Source organism: Pseudoalteromonas sp. NSLLW218 (assembly GCF_015864775.1).
Classification (GTDB): Bacteria; Pseudomonadota; Gammaproteobacteria; order Enterobacterales; family Alteromonadaceae; genus Pseudoalteromonas.
This window is the reverse complement of the sequence record NZ_JADYWO010000008.1, coordinates 26,385-46,451: the sequence shown is the minus strand read 5'-3', so window position 1 is coordinate 46,451 and position 20,067 is coordinate 26,385. Positions and strand designations below refer to the sequence as shown.

The 20,067-nt window shown below is 38.8% G+C and carries 17 protein-coding genes; 4 read left to right on the top strand and 13 right to left on the bottom strand.

Annotated features, from left to right (window positions below):
- Nucleotides 1-88: 88 nt before the first annotated feature.
- Complete coding sequence (locus tag I6E80_RS13370; RefSeq protein WP_197185739.1) at nt 89-1,735, bottom strand: electron transfer flavoprotein-ubiquinone oxidoreductase; 1,647 nt, start codon at nt 1,733-1,735, stop codon at nt 89-91.
- 221 nt (nt 1,736-1,956) lie between these two features.
- Between I6E80_RS13370 and I6E80_RS13365 the strand changes: the two genes are divergently transcribed.
- Nucleotides 1,957-2,706 carry an electron transfer flavoprotein subunit beta/FixA family protein gene (locus I6E80_RS13365; RefSeq protein WP_197185738.1) on the top strand — a complete coding sequence of 250 codons (750 nt, stop codon included), beginning with the start codon at nt 1,957-1,959 and terminating at the stop codon, nt 2,704-2,706.
- Entirely contained in the window at nt 2,707-3,633 is a 927-nt protein-coding gene (locus I6E80_RS13360) for an electron transfer flavoprotein subunit alpha/FixB family protein (protein ID WP_197185737.1), read from the top strand.
- Nucleotides 3,634-3,773: 140 nt separating this feature from the next.
- Here the strand turns inward: I6E80_RS13360 and asnS are convergent, their stop codons facing one another.
- Nucleotides 3,774-5,171: an asparagine--tRNA ligase gene (gene asnS / locus I6E80_RS13355; RefSeq protein WP_007586801.1), complete on the bottom strand. Its 1,398-nt coding sequence runs from the start codon at nt 5,169-5,171 to the stop codon at nt 3,774-3,776.
- A gap of 297 nt (nt 5,172-5,468) precedes the next feature.
- Between asnS and I6E80_RS13350 the strand changes: the two genes are divergently transcribed.
- A complete protein-coding gene (locus tag I6E80_RS13350; RefSeq protein WP_024599550.1) occupies nt 5,469-5,903 on the top strand; it encodes an ATP-binding protein in 435 nt (144 codons plus the stop codon).
- Between the two features lie 2 nt (nt 5,904-5,905).
- Here I6E80_RS13350 and I6E80_RS13345 read toward each other — a convergent pair whose 3' ends face one another.
- The 11 genes from I6E80_RS13345 to I6E80_RS13295 form a co-directional block, all read right to left on the bottom strand.
- Entirely contained in the window at nt 5,906-6,535 is a 630-nt protein-coding gene (locus I6E80_RS13345; protein WP_197185736.1) for a Vat family streptogramin A O-acetyltransferase, read from the bottom strand.
- A gap of 29 nt (nt 6,536-6,564) precedes the next feature.
- Nucleotides 6,565-7,629, bottom strand: a complete 1,065-nt coding sequence (locus tag I6E80_RS13340; protein ID WP_024599548.1) for an HD domain-containing phosphohydrolase — start codon at nt 7,627-7,629, stop codon at nt 6,565-6,567.
- Between the two features lie 42 nt (nt 7,630-7,671).
- The gene (locus I6E80_RS13335) at nt 7,672-8,037 is read right to left on the bottom strand and encodes a response regulator (protein WP_024599547.1); all 366 of its coding nucleotides are present in this window, start codon (nt 8,035-8,037) and stop codon (nt 7,672-7,674) included.
- Nucleotides 8,012-9,202, bottom strand: coding sequence for a HAMP domain-containing sensor histidine kinase (locus tag I6E80_RS20620; protein WP_024599546.1), 1,191 nt, complete (start codon nt 9,200-9,202; stop codon nt 8,012-8,014). Before I6E80_RS20620 ends, I6E80_RS13335 begins: the two co-directional genes overlap by 26 nt.
- Before the next feature lie 442 nt (nt 9,203-9,644).
- Complete coding sequence (locus I6E80_RS13325; protein WP_076924612.1) at nt 9,645-10,661, bottom strand: ABC transporter ATP-binding protein; 1,017 nt, start codon at nt 10,659-10,661, stop codon at nt 9,645-9,647.
- Nucleotides 10,662-10,675: 14 nt separating this feature from the next.
- On the bottom strand, nt 10,676-12,175 hold the full coding sequence (locus tag I6E80_RS13320) for an iron ABC transporter permease (RefSeq protein WP_170070854.1): 1,500 nt from the start codon (nt 12,173-12,175) through the stop codon (nt 10,676-10,678).
- A complete protein-coding gene (locus I6E80_RS13315; protein ID WP_024599543.1) occupies nt 12,175-13,215 on the bottom strand; it encodes an extracellular solute-binding protein in 1,041 nt (346 codons plus the stop codon). Before I6E80_RS13315 ends, I6E80_RS13320 begins: the two co-directional genes overlap by 1 nt.
- Nucleotides 13,216-14,028 carry a hypothetical protein gene (locus I6E80_RS13310; RefSeq protein WP_024599542.1) on the bottom strand — a complete coding sequence of 271 codons (813 nt, stop codon included), beginning with the start codon at nt 14,026-14,028 and terminating at the stop codon, nt 13,216-13,218.
- Between the two features lie 243 nt (nt 14,029-14,271).
- Nucleotides 14,272-16,734, bottom strand: a complete 2,463-nt coding sequence (locus I6E80_RS13305) for a hypothetical protein (RefSeq protein ID WP_197185735.1) — start codon at nt 16,732-16,734, stop codon at nt 14,272-14,274.
- A gap of 314 nt (nt 16,735-17,048) precedes the next feature.
- Entirely contained in the window at nt 17,049-18,269 is a 1,221-nt protein-coding gene (locus I6E80_RS13300) for a Xaa-Pro peptidase family protein (RefSeq protein WP_197185734.1), read from the bottom strand.
- Nucleotides 18,270-18,291: 22 nt separating this feature from the next.
- A complete protein-coding gene (locus tag I6E80_RS13295; protein ID WP_024599539.1) occupies nt 18,292-19,581 on the bottom strand; it encodes an FAD-binding oxidoreductase in 1,290 nt (429 codons plus the stop codon).
- A gap of 267 nt (nt 19,582-19,848) precedes the next feature.
- Between I6E80_RS13295 and I6E80_RS13290 the strand changes: the two genes are divergently transcribed.
- A complete protein-coding gene (locus I6E80_RS13290; RefSeq protein WP_197185733.1) occupies nt 19,849-20,067 on the top strand; it encodes a hypothetical protein in 219 nt (72 codons plus the stop codon).

The window sequence follows — 20,067 nt, the reverse complement described above, 5'->3', positions numbered from 1 at the left end:
AAAGGGGCCGAAGCCCCTGCAATTTAGGATATGTTTATAATTTATATGTAAAAATAGTACTTAAATACGTATCTAGCGCATAATTTAGTTACATATTCGGGTAGTTTGGTCCACCAGCGCCTTCAGGTGTTACCCATGTAATATTTTGACTAGGGTCTTTAATATCACAGGTTTTACAATGCACACAGTTTTGAGCGTTTATAACAAACTCTTTACTGCCTTCTACTTCTTGCACTTCGTAAACGCCTGCTGGGCAATAACGCTGTGCAGGCTCATCAAATTTCAATAGATTTACGTTAATAGGGATTGACGGATCTTTGAGCTTTAAATGACAAGGCTGTGATTCTTCGTGATTCGTATTTGATAAAAACACACTTGAAAGTTTATCAAAGCTCAATTCCCCATCTGGTTTTGGATACGCTATTTTGTCTGCGGCGTTAGCATCAACAAGGGTAGAGTGATCGGGCGTATTATCTTTAAACGTAAACGGTAAAGCGCCATTAAAGATATTTTGATCAAGCGTGTTGTATGCACCCCCTACAAACTTACCTAATTTGTGCATAGCAGGGCCAAAGTTACGAGATTGATATAGCTCTTTGTATGCCCACGTTTTTTCAAACGCAGTTTGATAATTGGTTAAATCGGTATTTGCTAATTCATTTTGCAGTGCTTCAAAAATAACCTCAGCGGCAATCATTCCCGATTTCATTGCAGTGTGATTACCTTTAATTTTTGCAAAATTAAGTGTGCCCGCATCGCACCCTACAAGTAATCCACCAGCAAAATGCATTTTTGGTAATGAATGTAAGCCGCCTTTGGCTATTGCACGTGCACCGTATGCAATACGTTCACCGCCTTCAAGTACCTTTTTAAATACAGGATGGTGCTTAATGCGTTGAAATTCATCAAATGGACTTAAATGCGGATTTGAGTAATTTAAATCAACAATTAAACCTACAACAACTTGATTGTTTTCGCTGTGATACATAAATGCACCACCATTAGTATCGCCGCTGAGTGGCCAGCCTGTACCATGAACTACTTTGCCTAGCTCATGTTTACTTTCATCTATTTGCCAAATTTCTTTAAAGCCTAAACCGTAATGTTGTGGCGATGAATCTGCATCAAGTGCAAATTCATTAATTAGCTGCTTACCTAAATGTCCTCGGCAACCTTCAGCAAAAATAGTGTATTTTGCTCTAAGTTCCATGCCTGGCATGTAACCGTCTTTTTCATTACCGTCTTTGTCGACTCCCATATCGCCAGTAATAATGCCTTTTACTGCTTTATCTTCAATTATTAAAGAGTGAGCACTAAATCCTGGGAATATCTCTACGCCTAAGTTTTCAGCTTGCTCTGCAAGCCATCGACATACATTACCCATAGACACAATGTAGTTACCATCATTATGGAATGTTTTAGGCGTAGCAAAGTGGGGGATAGATGTCGCTTTTTGCTCATTATTAAACCAATAAATTTCATCGTTAGTTACTTTGGTTGTAACAGGGGCGCCCAGTTCTTGCCAACTTGGTAGTAGCTCATCCAAAGCTTTGGTTTCAAATACAGCACCAGATAGTACATGTGCACCCACTTCAGAACCTTTTTCGACTACGCAAATCATGCACTCTTGTTGTTTTTCTTGTGCTAATTGCGCCAGTTTTATTGCACTTGAAAGCCCAGCAGGTCCTGCACCAACAATTACTACATCAAATTCCATGGTTTCACGTTCGACCATAATAACCTCTTTATCTATGACGGACTTATTCGAATGTTTACTACGCATTTAAATAAGGTGTACAGCCTATTTATAACCTTGCAAATTAAACGTTACAGACTGTGAATAGTTAAAGGTTATTTTAGGTTGACGTTTACGTCAACAGGAAGTAGTCTAATTTCATAAAATAAATAGGTTGACGTGCACGTCACCTTATAGGTTTCAATAATTATGGAGTTCCTATGAAAGTTCTCGTACCAATAAAAAGAGTGATTGATTACAACGTAAAAGCACGCGTTAAAAGTGATAACAGCGACGTTGATTTAACCAACGTAAAAATGGCAATGAACCCGTTTTGTGAAATTGCTATAGAAGAAGCGATTCGCCTTAAAGAAGCCGGTACGGCCAGCGAAGTTGTTGCTGTTACTATTGGTCCTAAAGCATCTCAAGAGCAATTACGCACAGCACTAGCACTGGGTGCCGACAAAGCCATTCACATCGAAACCGATGAAAAGCTCGAGTCACTCCATATTGCAAAGCTACTCGCTAAAATTGTAGAGCAAGAATCTCCTGAACTTGTAATTTTAGGTAAGCAGTCAATCGATTCAGATAATAACCAGACAGGTCAAATGCTAGCGGCTTTAACTAAACGTGGCCAAGGTACATTTGCATCCAAGGTTGTTATTGAAAATGGCAAAGTAAACGTAACCCGCGAAGTTGATGGGGGCCTGCAAACGGTAGCACTTAACTTACCGGCGGTTGTTACAACTGATTTACGCTTAAACGAGCCTCGTTACGCATCACTGCCAAATATTATGAAAGCCAAACGTAAGCCGCTTGAAGTAATAGCAGCTGATTCGCTTGGTGTTGATTTAACACCGCGAATTCAATTAATGAGCGTAGAAGAGCCAGCTAAACGCACCGCAGGAATTATTGTTGAAGACGTTGCACAGCTTGTAGAAAAATTAAAAACAGAGGCAAAGGTGATTTAAATGAAAACACTCGTAATTGCAGAGCACGACAACGGTGCCTTAAAACCAGAAACCTCAAAAACTATTAACGCTGCAGTAAAAATGGGTTTTCCTGTTGATGTACTTATTGCAGGTAACAACTTAAGCGCAATGAGCTCACACGTTGCTAGCATTGATGGCGTAAATAATGTTTTAGTTGCCGATAATAGCGTTTATGAACACCAGTTAGCTGAGAGCATGGCCGATTTAGTTTTATCGCTTAGCGATGACTACAGCCACATTGTTGCAAGTGCAACGACAACAGGCAAAAACTTTATGCCACGTGTTGCCGCGCTTTTAGATGTTGCGCAAATTTCTGAAATTATCGCAGTAGTGGACGCAGATACATTTAAACGACCTATTTATGCAGGTAATGCAATCGCCACGGTTAAATCACTCGACAGTAAAAAAGTAATTACCGTACGTGCCAGTAGCTTTGATTTACAAGGTGAGCAATCAGCTGTTGCTATAACAAATGTAGATACAGTATCAGATTCGCAATTAAGCAGCTTTGTAAGTGTTGAGCAAACAGAATCAGAACGCCCTGAGCTTACAGCTGCTAGTGTGGTCATATCGGGTGGTCGCGGTATGCAAAACGGCGAAAACTTTGCATTACTTAATGGTATTGCCGATAAACTAGGTGCAGCTATTGGCGCATCGCGTGCAGCAGTTGATGCAGGCTTTGTACCTAACGACATGCAAGTAGGGCAAACAGGTAAAATTGTAGCGCCTAACTTATATATTGCAGTAGGTATCAGCGGTGCTATTCAGCATTTAGCGGGCATGAAAGACTCAAAAGTAATCGTTGCGATTAATAAAGATCCTGATGCGCCAATATTCCAAGTAGCAGATTACGGCCTAGTCGCTGATTTATTTGAAGTGCTACCTCAGCTTGAAGGCGCTTTATAACGCTTAATTAAGCAAAATTTATTCTGGTTGAAAGCCGTGGTGCTCTTAGAGTGCTGCGGCTTTTTTATACGGTAAATTAAAAACACAAAAAAACCAGCCAATTGGCTGGTTTTTAGTATTTATAAACGGCTAACTTAGTATTAGTAAGTTGCGCTGCCTTTAGTACGAGGGAAGGCAATAACGTCACGTACGTTGCCCATACCTGTTACATAAGCAACTAAGCGTTCAAAGCCTAAACCAAAGCCTGAATGCGGCACGCTACCGTATTTACGTAAATCGCGGTACCAGCTGTAATCTTCTTTGTTTAAGCCCATTTCTTCTAGGCGTGCATCAAGTACATCAAGGCGTTCTTCACGTTGTGAACCACCAATGATCTCACCAATACCTGGTGCTACTACGTCCATTGCAGCAACGGTTTTTCCGTCTTCGTTTTGGCGCATGTAAAATGCTTTAATATCGCGCGGGTAGTTTTTAATAACTACCGGTGCTTTAAAGTGCTCTTCAGCTAAGTAACGTTCGTGCTCAGACTGTAAATCAACACCCCATTCAACAGCGTACTCAAACTTTTTACCACATGTTTTAAGGATTTCTACAGCGTCTGTGTAATCAACTTGTGCGAAGTCTTTATCTACAAATTCTTCTAAGCGAGTAATTGCGGTTTTCTCTACACGTTGTGCAAAAAATTCCATGTCATCACGGCGCTCTTCAAGTACGGCTTTAAATACATACTTAAGCATGTTTTCAGCAAGTTTTGCGATGTCTTCTAAATCAGCAAACGCAACTTCAGGTTCTACCATCCAAAATTCTGCAAGGTGGCGAGATGTATTTGAATTTTCTGCACGGAATGTTGGGCCAAACGTGTAAATTTTTGACATTGCAGACGCGTAAGTTTCGCCGTTTAATTGGCCAGATACAGTAAGGAATGCTTCTTTACCGAAGAAATCTTCGCTGTAATCAACTTCGCCTTTATCTGTAAGCGGTAAGTTTTGCATATCAAGCGTTGATACACGGAACATTTCGCCAGCGCCTTCACAGTCACTTGCCGTAATGATTGGCGTGCTGATCCAGTAAAAACCTTGCTCGTGGTAAAAACGGTGAATAGCTTGTGCTAAACAGTTACGTACACGTGTTACTGCGCCAATCATGTTTGTACGAGGGCGAAGGTGAGCATGCTCACGTAAGTACTCAATGCTGTGGCGCTTTGCCGACATTGGGTATGAATCTGGGTTTTCTACCCAACCTAATACAGTCACAGTGTTAGCTTGAATTTCGTAAGATTGACCTTGGCCAGCAGATTGTACTAAAACACCAGTAACCGACACAGAACAACCGGCTGTTAAGCTAGTAACTTCATCATAATTATTCAGTGAATTAGGAACTACCGCTTGAATAGGATCAAAACACGAACCGTCATGAACGGCTAAAAATGAAATTCCTGCTTTTGAATCGCGGCGAGTACGGATCCAGCCCTTAATTGTTACTTGGCTGTCTACCGCAACATTGCCTTTTAATAGCTCTGAAATCGCTAAATGGCTCATCTTCACTCCAATGATATAAGTTGCCTAACTATTTTATTTTAACTGTGCGCAACACTCGGGCATAAATTGCACATAAACGGCGCTGCACTTGAACCCTGTATCTTACCTAGTAAAGTTGAATAAAAAAACTATTGTGGGCAACTCTTTAAAAGTTTTTATGCATGCGGTTTATTTTTAAACAGTTTTTAGAGTTTAATTGCCACTATTATGATTTGTTGCTCTTAAATTTAATGATTTTGTGGCATTATTAACAAACAAATCAAATTAATATTTATTCACACTTAAAAAATCGATGCTATGAAACAAGTTTTTATTTTACGAGGACTACCAGGAAGCGGTAAGTCTTATTATGCGCAAAGCCTTGCTGACGAATTAGGTGGAGTTGACGAAAGCCAATACCTAATCTGCTCAACTGATGATTACTTTATTAATGAGCAGGGCGAATATCATTTCGATAAATTTAAATTGTCGCAATTTCATAATTTAAATTTAGCGCGCTTTATAAATGCACTTGCTCAAGGTATGCCATTGGTAATTGTAGATAACACCAATATTAAAAAGTGGGAATTTATAGCTTACTCTCAAGCTGCTGTTGCTCTAGGTTATCAAGTAAAAGAAGTAATAGTGGGTGAAGTGAAAGACAAATCAATGCAGCACTTATATGCTAAGCGTAATTCTCATAATGTCCCGCTTAAAACAATAAGTAAAATGGCTTACATGTTTGAGTGGTAGTGCTAAAGTTTAGACAGCAGGTCTAAATCATTTTGAGTTATAGCATCTAAATGAGCAGTGATTTTTTCATTGCTCCAATCCCACCAAGCTATATCTAGCAGCGTATTTATTGTTTTATCGTCAAATCTGTTTTTTATCACTTTAGCGGGGTTTCCACCCACAACGCTATAAGCAGGTACATCGTAGGTGACAACTGATTTACTGGCAATAATAGCGCCGCTGCCAATTTTTACTCCGGGCATAATTGTAGCGTTATACCCAATCCAAACATCATGACCAATTTCTGTATTGCCTTTAAAGGGTAAATCATTTGATTTTGGTGCAGACTTTTCCCAGCCATTACCAAATATAAAAAAGGGATAGGTAGAAAAGCCAGAAGTTTGATGGTTAGCACCATTCATTATAAAAGTAACGTCTTTAGCGATGGCGCAGAATTTCCCGATAATGAGACGGTCACCTATAAAATCGAAATGGTAAAGCACATTTTTTTCAAAATTTTCAGGGCCATCAGGATCGTCATAATAAGTATAATCGCCTACTTCAATATTGGCGGAAGTAATAAAGTTTTTTAAAAAACCTACTTGAGGAAAACCTTCCATTGGTGAAGGATTATTTGGGTTTGGTCCGTTCATGGGGTTTCCTCTAATTAATTATGGACGTGTTATTTTTCAGCATACTTTTGTTTAATCGCTAGAATTTCTTCTTGAACTGCAAAAAAAGCATCCACTACTGCGGGATCAAAGTGATTACCACTACCATCTTTGATAATGGCAAATGTTTTCTCTTGTGAGAATGATTTTTTATAAGGACGCTTTGATGAGAGAGCATCAAATACATCGGCAATAGCAACAACGCGTGCTGAAATTGGAATTTCATTACCTTTTAAGCCATCAGGATAACCAGAGCCGTCCCATTTTTCGTGATGTGAGCGGGCAATAATTTCACCTAGTTTAATAACTTCTGAATCAGAACCTGAAAGTATATTAGCGCCTACAACGGTATGCTGTTTCATTATTTCCCATTCTGCAGCATCTAATTGACCGGCTTTTAGCAAGATATGGTCAGGTGTAGATATTTTTCCGAGATCATGCATAGATGCCGAAAATAAAATATTTTCAACTGTTGTCTCATCTAATCCAAAGCTGCGTGCAACGGCTTCCGAATATAAGCTCATGCGTTTAATATGCGCTCCGGTCTCTTCATCTTTATATTCAGCAGCTTTAGTTAGCCTATTAATTGTTTCGAGTGAAGCTTCTTTTAGGCTTAGCATTGCTTGCTTTAATGATTCTGTTCTTTGGGCAACTTCCGCTTCTAGTTGTTTCTGATAATTTGTTCTTAAATCATTATAGTCTTTAATCTTTAGAAGAGACTTAACGCGTGATAACAGCTCATTTTTATCTACAGGCTTTGTAATAAAGTCATCGCAACCAGCATCAATGCCTTTAACTCGCTCTTTTGTCTCTCTTAAAGCGGTAATAAGGACGATAGGCAATAGCTTTAATAAAGCGTCTCCACGTACACGACGTGTTACTTCAAAGCCGTTCATACCCGGCATCATAATATCGAGTAAAATAAGATCAATAGGCTGATTTGCTAAAATGTCTAATGCTTGTTGACCACCAGTAGCTGTTACCGTTTTATATCCTTTTGGTTCAAGATACGCTTGCATGAGTTCTATATTTTGAAGGTTATCATCTACAATCAAAATTACTGGGTGATCTTTCATTAACTTTTCCTTGTGCATTGAAGCTTAAATTTAAAATTATTATTACTTTATATATGAGCTAATTTCTTTTGCGAATGTACGCGTATTTATAGGTTTAGAAATATATGCGCTGTTAGGTATACACAGCAATTGGTCTATATCTGCGGGTAAAACAGAAGCCGTAACAAAAACGATAGGAATATTTGCCGTTTCTATTTCATCTCGCAAAATTTTAGCAATTTCTGTCCCAGACATATCTGGGAGTTGAACATCTAATATAATTACTTCCGGGATTTCACGTCTTATTGTTAAAAGTGCATCCTTTGCATTCATAGCAGTAAACACTTTAAAATTTGCCATGAGTAAGAGATCTTTCTCTAACAATAAATTATTGGCATTATCGTCAACTACAACTATTTTGGTTTTCATTATTCTTTACCATCTGCTTTTGTTTAATAGGCAAAGTGATACGAACCGATGTGCCCTTGTTGACACCTTCAGATTCAATAACAAATTCGCCCCCATGCAACTTAACTAGACTTTTTGCAATAGGCAGTCCTAGCCCTGTACCTTCTGTTAATCTAGAGTAGGGAGTTTCAATGCGAAAAAAACCTTCAAATATTTTTTCCATATTTTCAGCAGCTATACCTATACCCGTATCCCAAATTGTTATCTCTATTTCAGTATCTGTATGTCGTGTTTTGACACCAATTTGACCCTCATCGGGTGTAAACTTCACTGCATTTGAAAGCAAATTATAAAGTATCTGTTTAACCTTAAGGGAGTCTGCTTCAATTGGTGGCAAGTCATCAGCAATTTCAAGGCACATATCCAGTTGCTTCTGATTAGCTGTATCTGCTGTAAGGCCTGTAATTTCGTATAATACTTGGCGTATCGGTAGGTGAGAAATAGTAAGGGTCATTTTACCGGCTTCAATTTTAGCCATGTCCAATATTTCGTTAATAAGTAACAATAAATGTTTGCCGCTCACCAATACATTTTTGACATATTGTTTTTGTTTGTCGTTTAAAGTGCCGAATGTTTCATCGTAAAGCACTTCAGAAAATCCATTAATAGAATTAAGTGGGGTTCTAAGTTCATGCGACATATTAGCTAAAAACTCAGACTTTACTCGTGCAGCACTTTCTAAATCGTTTGTTAATACTTCAAGTGCTTTATTTGCTTTTACTAACCCTTCTTGAATCGCATTACGTTCGGTAATATCTTCGATAGACAATAAAATTATGCGATCTTTTGACTGAGTGCGTTTAATTTGCCTTGCGTTGAGCAGCATTGTACGCCAACCAATTGTTTTAAAATTGTGCTCAACTTTATAATCATCAAAACTCGTTTTTTGAGGCAATATCGTTTCTAGTAATTCACGCAGCTTGGGAATGTTCCATTGATTATTACCAAGGTTGTATATTAACTTTCCAACGGTGTCTTTGTGATTAGCGCGAAAAAACTCATAAAATGAGCGACTCGCTGTTACTACTCTTAAGTGCTGGTCTAAAACAATTAGTGGCTCACGAACTGTATTTACAATACTTTCAGAGTATTCTAATAGTTCTTTCTTGGTACTTATTTTATTCACTATCTAGTTCCTTTGTACCATTAAGGGCTGAACAACTTTATAAACGTTTAAAGGATAATTAAGGTTCAGGAATGCTGTGATTATAGCTTTATTTTTATAATACGTTCGCTAAAAGCAATGCTTAATAATGTGTTTTGATGTGTGTGTGTGGTTTCAACTAATATAAAAGGCGTAACTTGATAAGCGATATCTGAGAGGAACTATTTGAACATTAATCTTTGTTCAGTAAACAGCAACAGCTGATTAATAGCAAGAGGTTCATAAATTAACCTGCATATTATTTTTGTTTATTGACTATGGTGAGTTTTTTAAAGGTAAAAGGTATTAGTTTTAAGCGCAACAGGCTTTTACGGGGAGCGTATTTAAACTGAATTTTGGGTCTAAATAGCAAGTATTGATGTAGGTATTAGTGTTTAAATTAATACCTACATCAATATTTATATCAGTCTGTAGATTTATAAACCGCTAGTGGGTGGGATGTACTTAGTGATACATGTACTTCATCGCCAGGGTTTACCACAACTTCATGGCTTACTCGACTAGTTACAACAGTAGAGCACGCAAGTTTTACAGCGCACAAGCGGCTGCCACCTTCAAAGCGTACCCAAATAACTTCGCCGTTACTGCCAACACTGCTTTGAACGAGTAATACATCGTCTGGTCGAAGTAGTACATCAACGTCGCCACTTTCACAGTCAACGCCATGAGCGGGAGCATTACCAATTGAAGTAGTGGCTTGTCCTTGGCTAAATTGGCCGCTAATAAAGCTCGCCTCACCTAAAAAACGTGCCACAAAGCGATTGTTTGGGGTACTAAAGCAGCGCTCTGGCGTATCAATTTGTTGAATTTCACCGCCTTTTAAAACGCCAACACGATCGCCAACAGAAAGTGCCTCTTCTTGGTCATGTGTTACCCAAATAGCAGGTACGCCAGCGGCTTTAAGTGCGTTTCTAATATCCCAGCGAAGCATGTCTTTAAGGGCAGCATCTAAGTTAGAAAGCGGCTCATCAAGTAATACAAAGTCAGGCTGGTGGGCAAGGGTGCGTGCAAGTGCGACGCGCTGCTTTTGGCCGCCAGAAAGCGTTGCTGGTTTTTTATCTCTAAAATCGCTCAGTCCAAGTAGGTTTATCCAATACTCAGCAGGGGCTGTATCTTTTAATCTAAAGCAAATGTTTTGCTGTACGGTTAAGTGCGGAAATAACGCAAAATCTTGAAACACCATACCTACACTGCGTTTTTCAGGAGGTATGGTTAATTTAGGTGTAGCACGCCATTTACCCGTGTTTATTTCGCCTTCGCTAATAGGTATAAGGCCCGCAAGGGCTTGTAAAATTGTACTTTTACCACAACCTGTTGGCCCTACAAGCATAAGAATTTCATTTTCACCAAGCGAAAAGTTTAAATCGCTTACTACGCGGTTACTGCCATAATCTATAGACAACTGACTTACAGATAGCATTGTTTTTAAAATCCTTAATGTTCAAACTGGTTGCGTTTTTCGCCAGACATCATAATAGCTAACCCGCAGGCAGATATCACTACTAACAATAATCCAGGAATAGCGGCGCGACCAAAATAGCCCGCTTCGTATACACGCCATAAATAAGTAGAGAGGGTTTCAAACCCTGTTGGGCCAAGTAGGAGCGTGGCTTCTAGTTCGCGCATTGACTCTAAAAACACCAGTGCTGCACCGGCAATAATACCGCGCATAGTTAAAGGCAATGTTATGCGAGTAAATACTTCACGTGGGCTTGCCCCTAATACGCGCGCAGACTTTACTAAGCTCGGGTCTAAGTGTTCAGTGCTTGTTCTAACAGAGCCTACAGCAAGTGGTAAAAATCGCAGCATATAAGCAATAATAAGCAATCCCAGTGTTTGATATAAAAACGGTAACTGCAAACCACCGTAAACAAGCGCTGTGCCCATTACTATGCCCGGAATACCAAAACCAAAGTAAGTAACACGCTCCATTATACGACCCGTTTTTCCACTCAGTGCGGCATGTGCAACGGGAATCGCAACGATAACAGCTACAATTGCCGCAATACCCGATGCATACGTAGAGTTCCACGCAATATTAAAATCAAATGAGCTAAAACCATCACGAGCTAACCAAAGCGAAAATATAGCCAAAGGCAAGCCAATAGCAAGCAGTAAAACAGGTGCAAACGTAACAAACATGGCACTTAACTGTAATTTGTTTGGAAATAAAATTAACGGGCGACCATTGCGCTCAGGCGCTGTTTTTATTTGTGATTCAACTAAAAGTAAAAAGCCAACAATAACCATCAGTTGAAGCGAAAGCATGGCTGCACGCCCTAACGCAAAGGCGTTGTATTCAACGTAAATTACGCGGGTAAAGGTATCTAGGCGCATCATTGCGGGCGTGCCAAAGTCTGATAACGTATAAAGCGCGACTAACAAAGAACCTGCTGCAATACCGTTAACTACGCGCGGTAATATTACTTTAAATATACTTTGCGTCATCGACATTCCAAGCGTACGCGCTGCGTTAACCATGCTCGCGTCAAGGCTCAGTAAGGATGAGCGAGTTGTCATCATTACAAATGGGAAGGTATAAAGCGTCATTACAATGGCAGCGCCGGTTAGGCCATACATAGATGGGGTTTCTATTCCTGTTAAGGTGTTTATTTCGCCACCGGGGCCAAAAGCAGCATAGAGGGTAAAGGCGCCAATATAACTGGGAATTGCCAGCGGCGCTGCAAATACAACCAGCCAGAGCTTTTTAAATGGTAAATGGACATACGCGCTAATAAACGCAAGTGGCACACCAATTAAAATAGATCCGAGTACCGTTAAACCCATTAAGGATAACGTGTTTCCTAAAATTTGAAGATTGTGGGTGTCAAACACTGAGCTTGCATCGCTTGCAAGTACAATTAATACATAAACAGGGGTAAGCGCAACAAGCGCTGCAAGCAGCGCCATTGGATAAGAGGCAGGTATTTTCATTACAATACGCCGCTGCTTCGCATCAAATCTATAGTAGGGCGTAAATCAGCTAGCTGTGTTAAATCTACTTTAGGTGGAGAAATATTAGCAAGTGACGGTAAACCCTCAGGTTGGGTAATACCATTTACTAACGGAATTTCGTACGCTTCACTGGCTAAGTAACCTTGTACTTCTTTACTTAGTAAGTAACGCATAAAGTTAGTAGCAAGCGGATCATTGTTAAGCGCTAATACACCCGATGCATTAACTAAACAGCCCGCATCATTTTGTGTAAATGCTAAATCTAGCTTGGCATCAGGCTTACCTGATTTTAAACGCAAAGTGTAATAGTGATTTGCAAAACCAATATCAACTTCACCGCGTTCAACGCCCATCACAACACCTAATTCACCAGCGTATGTTTTAGCACGTTTTTGAATTTTTTTAAGCCACTTAGCAGTTTTGTCGTCGCCTTCTAAAATTCGCATTGCGGTTACAAACGATTGAAAAGAAGCGTAGGCGGGCGCCCAACCAATACTTAAATCGCTGTCGGCAATTTCCATAATACTTGTTGGAATTTGATCTTTGGTCAAACGCGACGTGTTATATGGCAATGTACGAATACGGCCAGTTACAGGTGCCCACTCTTTATATCTAAATTGTGGTTGTAACTGAGCAGATAAATCACCTGGGATAGGTTGTGCAAGACCTGCATCGGTTACCAAACCTATAGCGCCTGAGTCAACCGCCCAAAATAAATCAGCGCGGCGAACACCGGCTTTAGCTTCTGCAACAATGGTATTTGCTAAAGCAGCAGTAGGACCTCGGCGTATACCGAGTTTAAAGTCTGGATTTTTTTTCTGGATTGCCTGTAATACGTTTTCATACAAACCACCTTCGCCTCGACCTAAATAAAGGGTTAACTCACCTTCAAGCTTTGGTAAATCATCAACAGAAACTGGGTTTGCTATATCAGCGGCTAGCGCACGAGAAAGAGGTAGTGGCAATGAGCCAACCACCCCTAACGCAGCTAGGCCTTGAATAAAGGTCCTACGCTTCACTTAAAATACATCCTTACGGGCTTTTTCTGCTTTTTCTATAAGCGTTTTAGCGCGGTCTAATTTTGTTTGCATATCACTGATCACATCGCGTACTTCATCTACGCTTTTGCTGTTTTTAATTGCTAGTGGCAGTGTTACGTTAAAGTCTTTTTCCAGCACTTCAACTAGGTTAGCGTCTTGCTCAATAAGTGTACCTTCAACGCCTTCAAACAGGTGTAGGTAAGTGTCATGAACAATTTCAGTTGCTTCGTCTTGTAAACGCTCAGCAAATTTAGCTACTACACGGTCTAATTTGTGCTTAATTTCATCAATTGTGGCACTTTGTGTCATTTCTTTTGTAGCGGTTGCTTTTACAGTGTCTAACAAGCCTTTTTGCTGGAATTTTGCAGCAAGCTTAACAGCCCCAAGGCCTTGCCACAAGGCTATGTTCATCGCTTTTTGTTGTTTACGAACTTCCTCAGCAGGCTGCTTATTATCAATGGCCATTTTTACGCCATAAAGACCCTGCCAAATAGAAGCGTATACCGGTACAAAGTTAGTTTCTATTGCGCTGTGAAACTTAACTGATTCCCAATATTCAATTAAATCATCAGTTTTTACAGATTTTGCGCCTTTAGTATCGTAGTCGCTTACCATGGTATCAACTTTGCCTACCATCCATTCTACTTCTTCTGCGTAACTTTTAAGGTTAGCTTGAAGATGATTAACATGCTCGCCAATAGGGCCGTTAGCTAATACTGGTTGAGCCATAAACGCCGAGGCTAGTAAAAGGCTTGCACCTAAAGTTTTGGCTGGTTTAAATAGTAATTTCATAGCAAAGAAGTCCAAAAGGTAATTGTAAATGATAGCCATTATCATATCCATAATGATTGCCAAAATCAATATATCTATATTTACTCGTAAAATCCCATTTTTCTCTATGATTTAAATAACTTAATGTCATGTAAGAAAGCTTACTTTGTAGCGATTATAAATGTTACTACTAAGCAGGTTTATTTTTTCGCAGGTTGGCGAGAATTTTAAGCTGCTTTTGTGAGCAACTTAAAACGCATGATTTTATTTAGTTAAGTTTACGTTTTTTACTAATCTTATTTTTTCACCATCTACATCTAAATATGCTGTAATATTTGCACGAGTGAGCTCACTGTTATTAGCTAATTCAAAGTGATAGGTTCTGCTCTCATAAGGTTCTATTTTCACCTTTTGTTTGAGTTCTTTTATTACTAAAGGTTTTAAATCAGAAATAGCAGAAAGAGTGAGCGTACCATCAGTTTTACCTGAATATGGTCCTGTAAGCGTTACGCTGAAAACACCTATGTTTTTATTGTTTTTGGTGTACTTATATTTCATTCCAACACCATTAAAGGGCATTAGAGATTCACGAAAATGTGATTGATAGCTAAGTGACTGCCATTGTAGTTTTTGGTCAACCTTTAAACTTTTAGCGCCTTGGACTTTCGTTAAATCGAGATTATGAGTGCCGGGTTTTAGCGCATTACTTATTTTTTGTTTTGCAATAACATTCCCTTTAGTATCTAAAAATTGAATGTTAGCTGAAATCTTTAGTTCAAAATCTGTGGGGTTGTAAACTCTTAAAAAAGCATCACTTTTATTAAAGTATATACTTGAATCAATACCAGAAAGCGCTCTAAAACCAATATCACCTAATCGCTTCATGTAATCGTTAAGCTTTAAGTTTAACTCAGAGTTAATAGTTGTATGGTGTTTTTTATCTGTTAGCTTTGCCATTAACTTACTTAATTCAAGCTCACAATTTGTTAGTTTAAAGACATGAATTTGGCACGTTCTGAATAAGCGGCTTAGTAAATTATAATTTTTAAACACCCAGGGATTAGGTATTTGGGCAACAGATGGCTGTGTATTACTAAATGAGTTAGCAGGATATAAATAAGGGGTAAGTAAATGGTTGTTGTTTCTACTTAGTAAGCTGATTTTTTTGGTGTTTAATATTGTTAGTATATCACGAGCGATAGGCAGAATAATTTGCTGCTCTATTAATTTATTATTTAGTGCAGTTAAGGTGATTTTTATATGTGCCTCCTCTAAAGAAAGCAGGATGGCAATAGATTTATTTTTAATTAAGGCCTCCCTAATTTCAGGTGTTAAGCCTAGCTGTAATGAACTAAATTTATTTATATTTTGCCCATTTATATGCAAGCGTTCACCATCAACGATTATAAATTCCAACAACTGATCATCATTTATTTGTTCTTTCCCAATAAAACGCTGCCTATATAGTTGATTATGTTTGCTACGTTTTGCTTGTAAAGCAACACCGACTTCGCTTCGGCGTATCTGTGATTGTTCAAAACCGATTAAAACAGCCACTTGGTTTTTGTTAGAAATATTTATAATCTGATTCGATAATGGTCCAGGAAAATCCATGACAGGGTGGGTCTGTTTTCTCGGTGGGTTAATATCTAAACGAGATAAATCAGTTGAGTCTGTATTTCGTAACCAATAAGAAGCCCCATCTTGCTCCCATGGTCCTGACACTATATGAAAACTTGGCTTAATATTTTGTACAAAATCAGCGAAGCCTTGTTCAATTGCTTGCCAATCTTTAAAAGTGTGTTTAAGTAATGAGTTAGCCGTTGAAAGGGTTGACTCACTATGGGGGTTAGCTAGCCTAAGCTGCTTTAAAAAGTAAGCAAAAAATTGTGCTCGCTCTGGTGAACTTAAAAGATAATGAATGATAAAAAAATTAAGACCGCGTTTAAGTGCAGGATCATCGTTAATTTGTTCAATAGTGGGTTTGTTCTCGCTGTAATACTGTTTTAAGCCCATCTCTATATAGTTCATTGGGGCACGATCAAATACCATTACTGTTAGTTGTTTCAGATTTGGATCATAAACATGATGAGCAACTGAATCAGCTAGACCTTCTGTTATCCAATTGGGTGCCCATGTAGAATGGCCATTTAATGCCATATGAAATGCATGCATTGTTTCGTGGATCACGATGTAGCGCTGATGATGTTCTCTATGACTAGGGAAGTTGTAACCTGCGCGATTATAATACATGGTTTCACCACCAGCTGCTTTATGAACGCCACGTAAAAAACCATCATCAAGCATAGCTTCACGGACTCTTGAACGACTACTACCATAAACCACAGCAATCCGTTGGCGTTCAATATTAGGTGGCTCCATCCCAAACAACGCAACATAGTGTGGATAAGACATCTCTAATAACTCTAAATATAGCCTTACTTTTTCTTCAGGTAGGTCACTTTTAAGTGCAAAGTGCTTGCTTATCCACCAATTATAACCTCGGCTATTAGCAATTTTACTCTCACTATAAGTGTAGGGAACTTCTTTACCCAAAAACTTAATATCTATGTCCTTTAGTGTACTTGTGTAACCGTTCACTGCTATATCAGCTTTTAATGGTGCTGGTGTTATTGGTTTAATAGGGTTTTTAATATAAGTCGCTGCTTGTGGTTGGCAAGCTACAGTTAAAAATACGAGTAGTAGAAGGATTATACTTTTTATCATTATCGTCACCTTGTATTTATGTATATTGTATACAATAAATGGTATGGTGTTTGGGTTTAAAAGTAAACTAATAATAACGTTTACATACTTAACTTACCCTTTAAAATATGAGTTAAAAACATGCAGAGTTTTAGGTTTATACAGCGATTATTTACTTGTATAGCAGAGGGTGACGAGGGCTTAGTTGACACAAACCGCAGAGAACTTTAACTTAATTAGTACACGCATAAAGTGGCATAATAACAGCACAGTTTGAGCAACTGTGCTGTTTAATATTATATTATATAGCCGAATTTATTTTTTGTTTATCTGGCTTACTCAGCCAAGCCAAATGGATTATCAATACTGTGTGCGGGTTCTGTAAACCATTTAGGTCCTGATTCAGTCATATAAAAGTGATCTTCTAATCGCACGCCAAATTCATCAGGTACAACTAGCATTGGTTCGTTACTAAAACACATACCTTTAGTAAGAGGGGTTTTATCACCGCCTACTAAATATGGCCATTCATGAATGTCTAAGCCAATGCCGTGGCCAGTGCGATGCGGGCAGCCAGGAGTTTGGTATTCAGGACCCAACCCTTGTGCTGTTAAATAATTACGAGCTCCAGCATCTACGGCTTCACATGTTTGGCCTATTTTTGCTTCATTAAATGCAGCAATTTGTGCCGCTTTTTCATAGTTCCAAAATTGGCGCTGGCGATCGCTCGCTTCACCAAATACGTAGGTGCGGGTGATATCTGATAAGTAATCATGCACTTTACAACCAGTATCAATTAATACCATGTCACCTTTTTTTAATATTTGCGCGTCTTTTACACCATGGGGGAAAGAAGTTGCAAAACCAAATAATACAATGCAAAAGTAATTGCCTGGTGCGCCTACTTTTTGGTGTGCTTGCTTTATAAACGCTTCTACTTCAGTGGTACTGATGCCTTCATGTAGCATACTGGCAGTTGCTTTATGTACCGCCAGCGTCATATCCATAGCACATTGCATTAATGCAAGTTCATTGGCTGATTTATGCATGCGACAATGTGCAGTAACAGGCTGTGCATTAACTAACTTTAAGCCATTTTGGGCTTTATTAATGCCATCAAAAATAAAGAACTGTGCGCTTTCGTCAATACCAACTGTGCCATTAGCAGCAATACCCATTTCAGATAATATATTGACAAATAATGCGTATGGACTTTCATGCTCTTGCCAACCGTGAATTGGACCATCAATCACTTTAAAGCCATTTAATGAACCAATTTCAAAATACGGAGCAATATATTGCACACTACCATTAGCAGGTAAAATTGCTCCCACCAGACGCTCACTTGCATACCAACGCATTCCCGTAAAGTAAGTAAGGTTTGTGCCTGCATTTAAATATATGGCATCAATACCATTGGCCTGCATGTATTGCTGAGCTTTTTTAATTCGTTCTAGGTGCTCTTGTGGTTGAATCGGGGTTAAATCTTCAGTCATATCATTCAAACTAGCAAGTGCTTGTTCTTTGGTTTGAATGCCAATACCTTTGGTTGTCATTATACTCTCCTAGTTAATGTGCTTATTGCGCAAATGGTATGTGTGAATTACTTGCCGCTTGGGTGTTAAATCGGCATATACTATAAGGTGTTAGATCAATCTCTGCGTCTTGTCTTAAACATAAACTAGTGATTAATTCTCCTGTGACGGCACCTTGTGTTAAACCGAGATGCTGGTGGCCAAAGGCAAAAAATAAATTAGGGTGGTAAGGTGCTTCACTTATTACGGGTAATGAGTCTGGCAAAGATGGTCTACAACCCATCCATATGCTACTCGGTTCTGATGGAATAGAAGAATTACTTAGCATTGCTTTTGCGTGCGGTACTAATGCAAAAGCACGTTTTTCGTTCATTTCTCGCTCAGTGCCAGCAAATTCAACAGTGCCTGCAATACGGAGTCCTTGGATCATAGGGGTCATAATAAAATTTCGTTCTGCAGACGCAACAGGCCTAGATAAGCCATAATTACTTGCTAGCATGCAGTGGTAACCACGTTCAGTATCTAATGGCACCTTATAACCTAAAGGCTCTATTAGCGATTTACTCCATGCTCCTGCTGCAACAACAACTTTATCAACGAAAAATGTTTGTTGATTATTACTGAGTATATACCCGCCGTCAGACTGCTTAATTTTAGATATTTTTTGTTGGCAAAACTTCCCCCCTAGTGCACTAAATTGTTCAGCTAAATTAATGCAAAAAAAATAAGGATCTACGCTGTGGGCTACATCTTTAAATAATAAAGCATGTGTTATTACTGCCGATAGGGTTGGCTCTAATAATTTAACCTCTTCAGCGCTGAGTAGTTCAACAGCAATACCTTGAGCTATAAAGCTATTATAAATTTTTTTTATATGTGTGAGCGATGTTGTTTCAAAAGTTAACAAACTTCCTTTTTTTGTGAGTAAGTGGGCTAAATTAAACTCATTGAGCAAGTGCTCGTATGCAGTTATAGCTCTGTTATTTAATGCTTTAAGCGCTTCTATATTTGCACTGTAGGTTTTACTTCTCATATTTTTTGTAAACAGCCAAAACCATGGCAGCGCTTTAAAAATATAGCGCCAATCTATGCGTAGTGGACCCAATGGGTTGAATAACATACCCGGTAACTTTTTCAATAATGATGGGTGTGCAAGTGGAAAGATTTGTTCGGTAGCAAAATGCCCCGCATTACCTTTTGAACAGCCTTGAGCCAATCCATTTTCGTCATACAAAGTGACGGAAAAGCCAGCTCGTTGTAGGTTAAGTGCACAACAAATGCCAATAATTCCAGCACCAACCACAGCTATTTGTTGTTTTTTTTGTTCTGCCAAAATGTGTTACTCCACTTAATACTATTTGCGTTGTTAGCCTGTAATAAACGGGCTGTGTTGTTTTGTGTACCATTAATAATCAACGCTGTAACAACTTTAATTATTAATTATTAATTATTAGTTATTTACTTACAGTGCCTTAGCATAACTTTCTTTTTTGGTTTAGAACCATGCACCTATAAATTTGTAAAATGCCACATTGGCATATTGATTATTGTATACAATATACCTATCATATCAAGTCTAAACATAAATTAGGTAATAAAAATGGCAGTAAATTGGCAAGGAGTCTATTCAGTAATAACGACTCAGTTCAATGCAAATAACGCCGTTAATTTTGCATCAACAGTAAATGATGAACTAAATAACGAAGGCGTTCACGGCATTATTGAACTGGTTACGGCAGACATCAAAGTAGCTGTCACCTCGCTTTACAATGAAGCGTCGGCAAGCCACTTTGATTTAACAAAATTTAATTTGGAATAA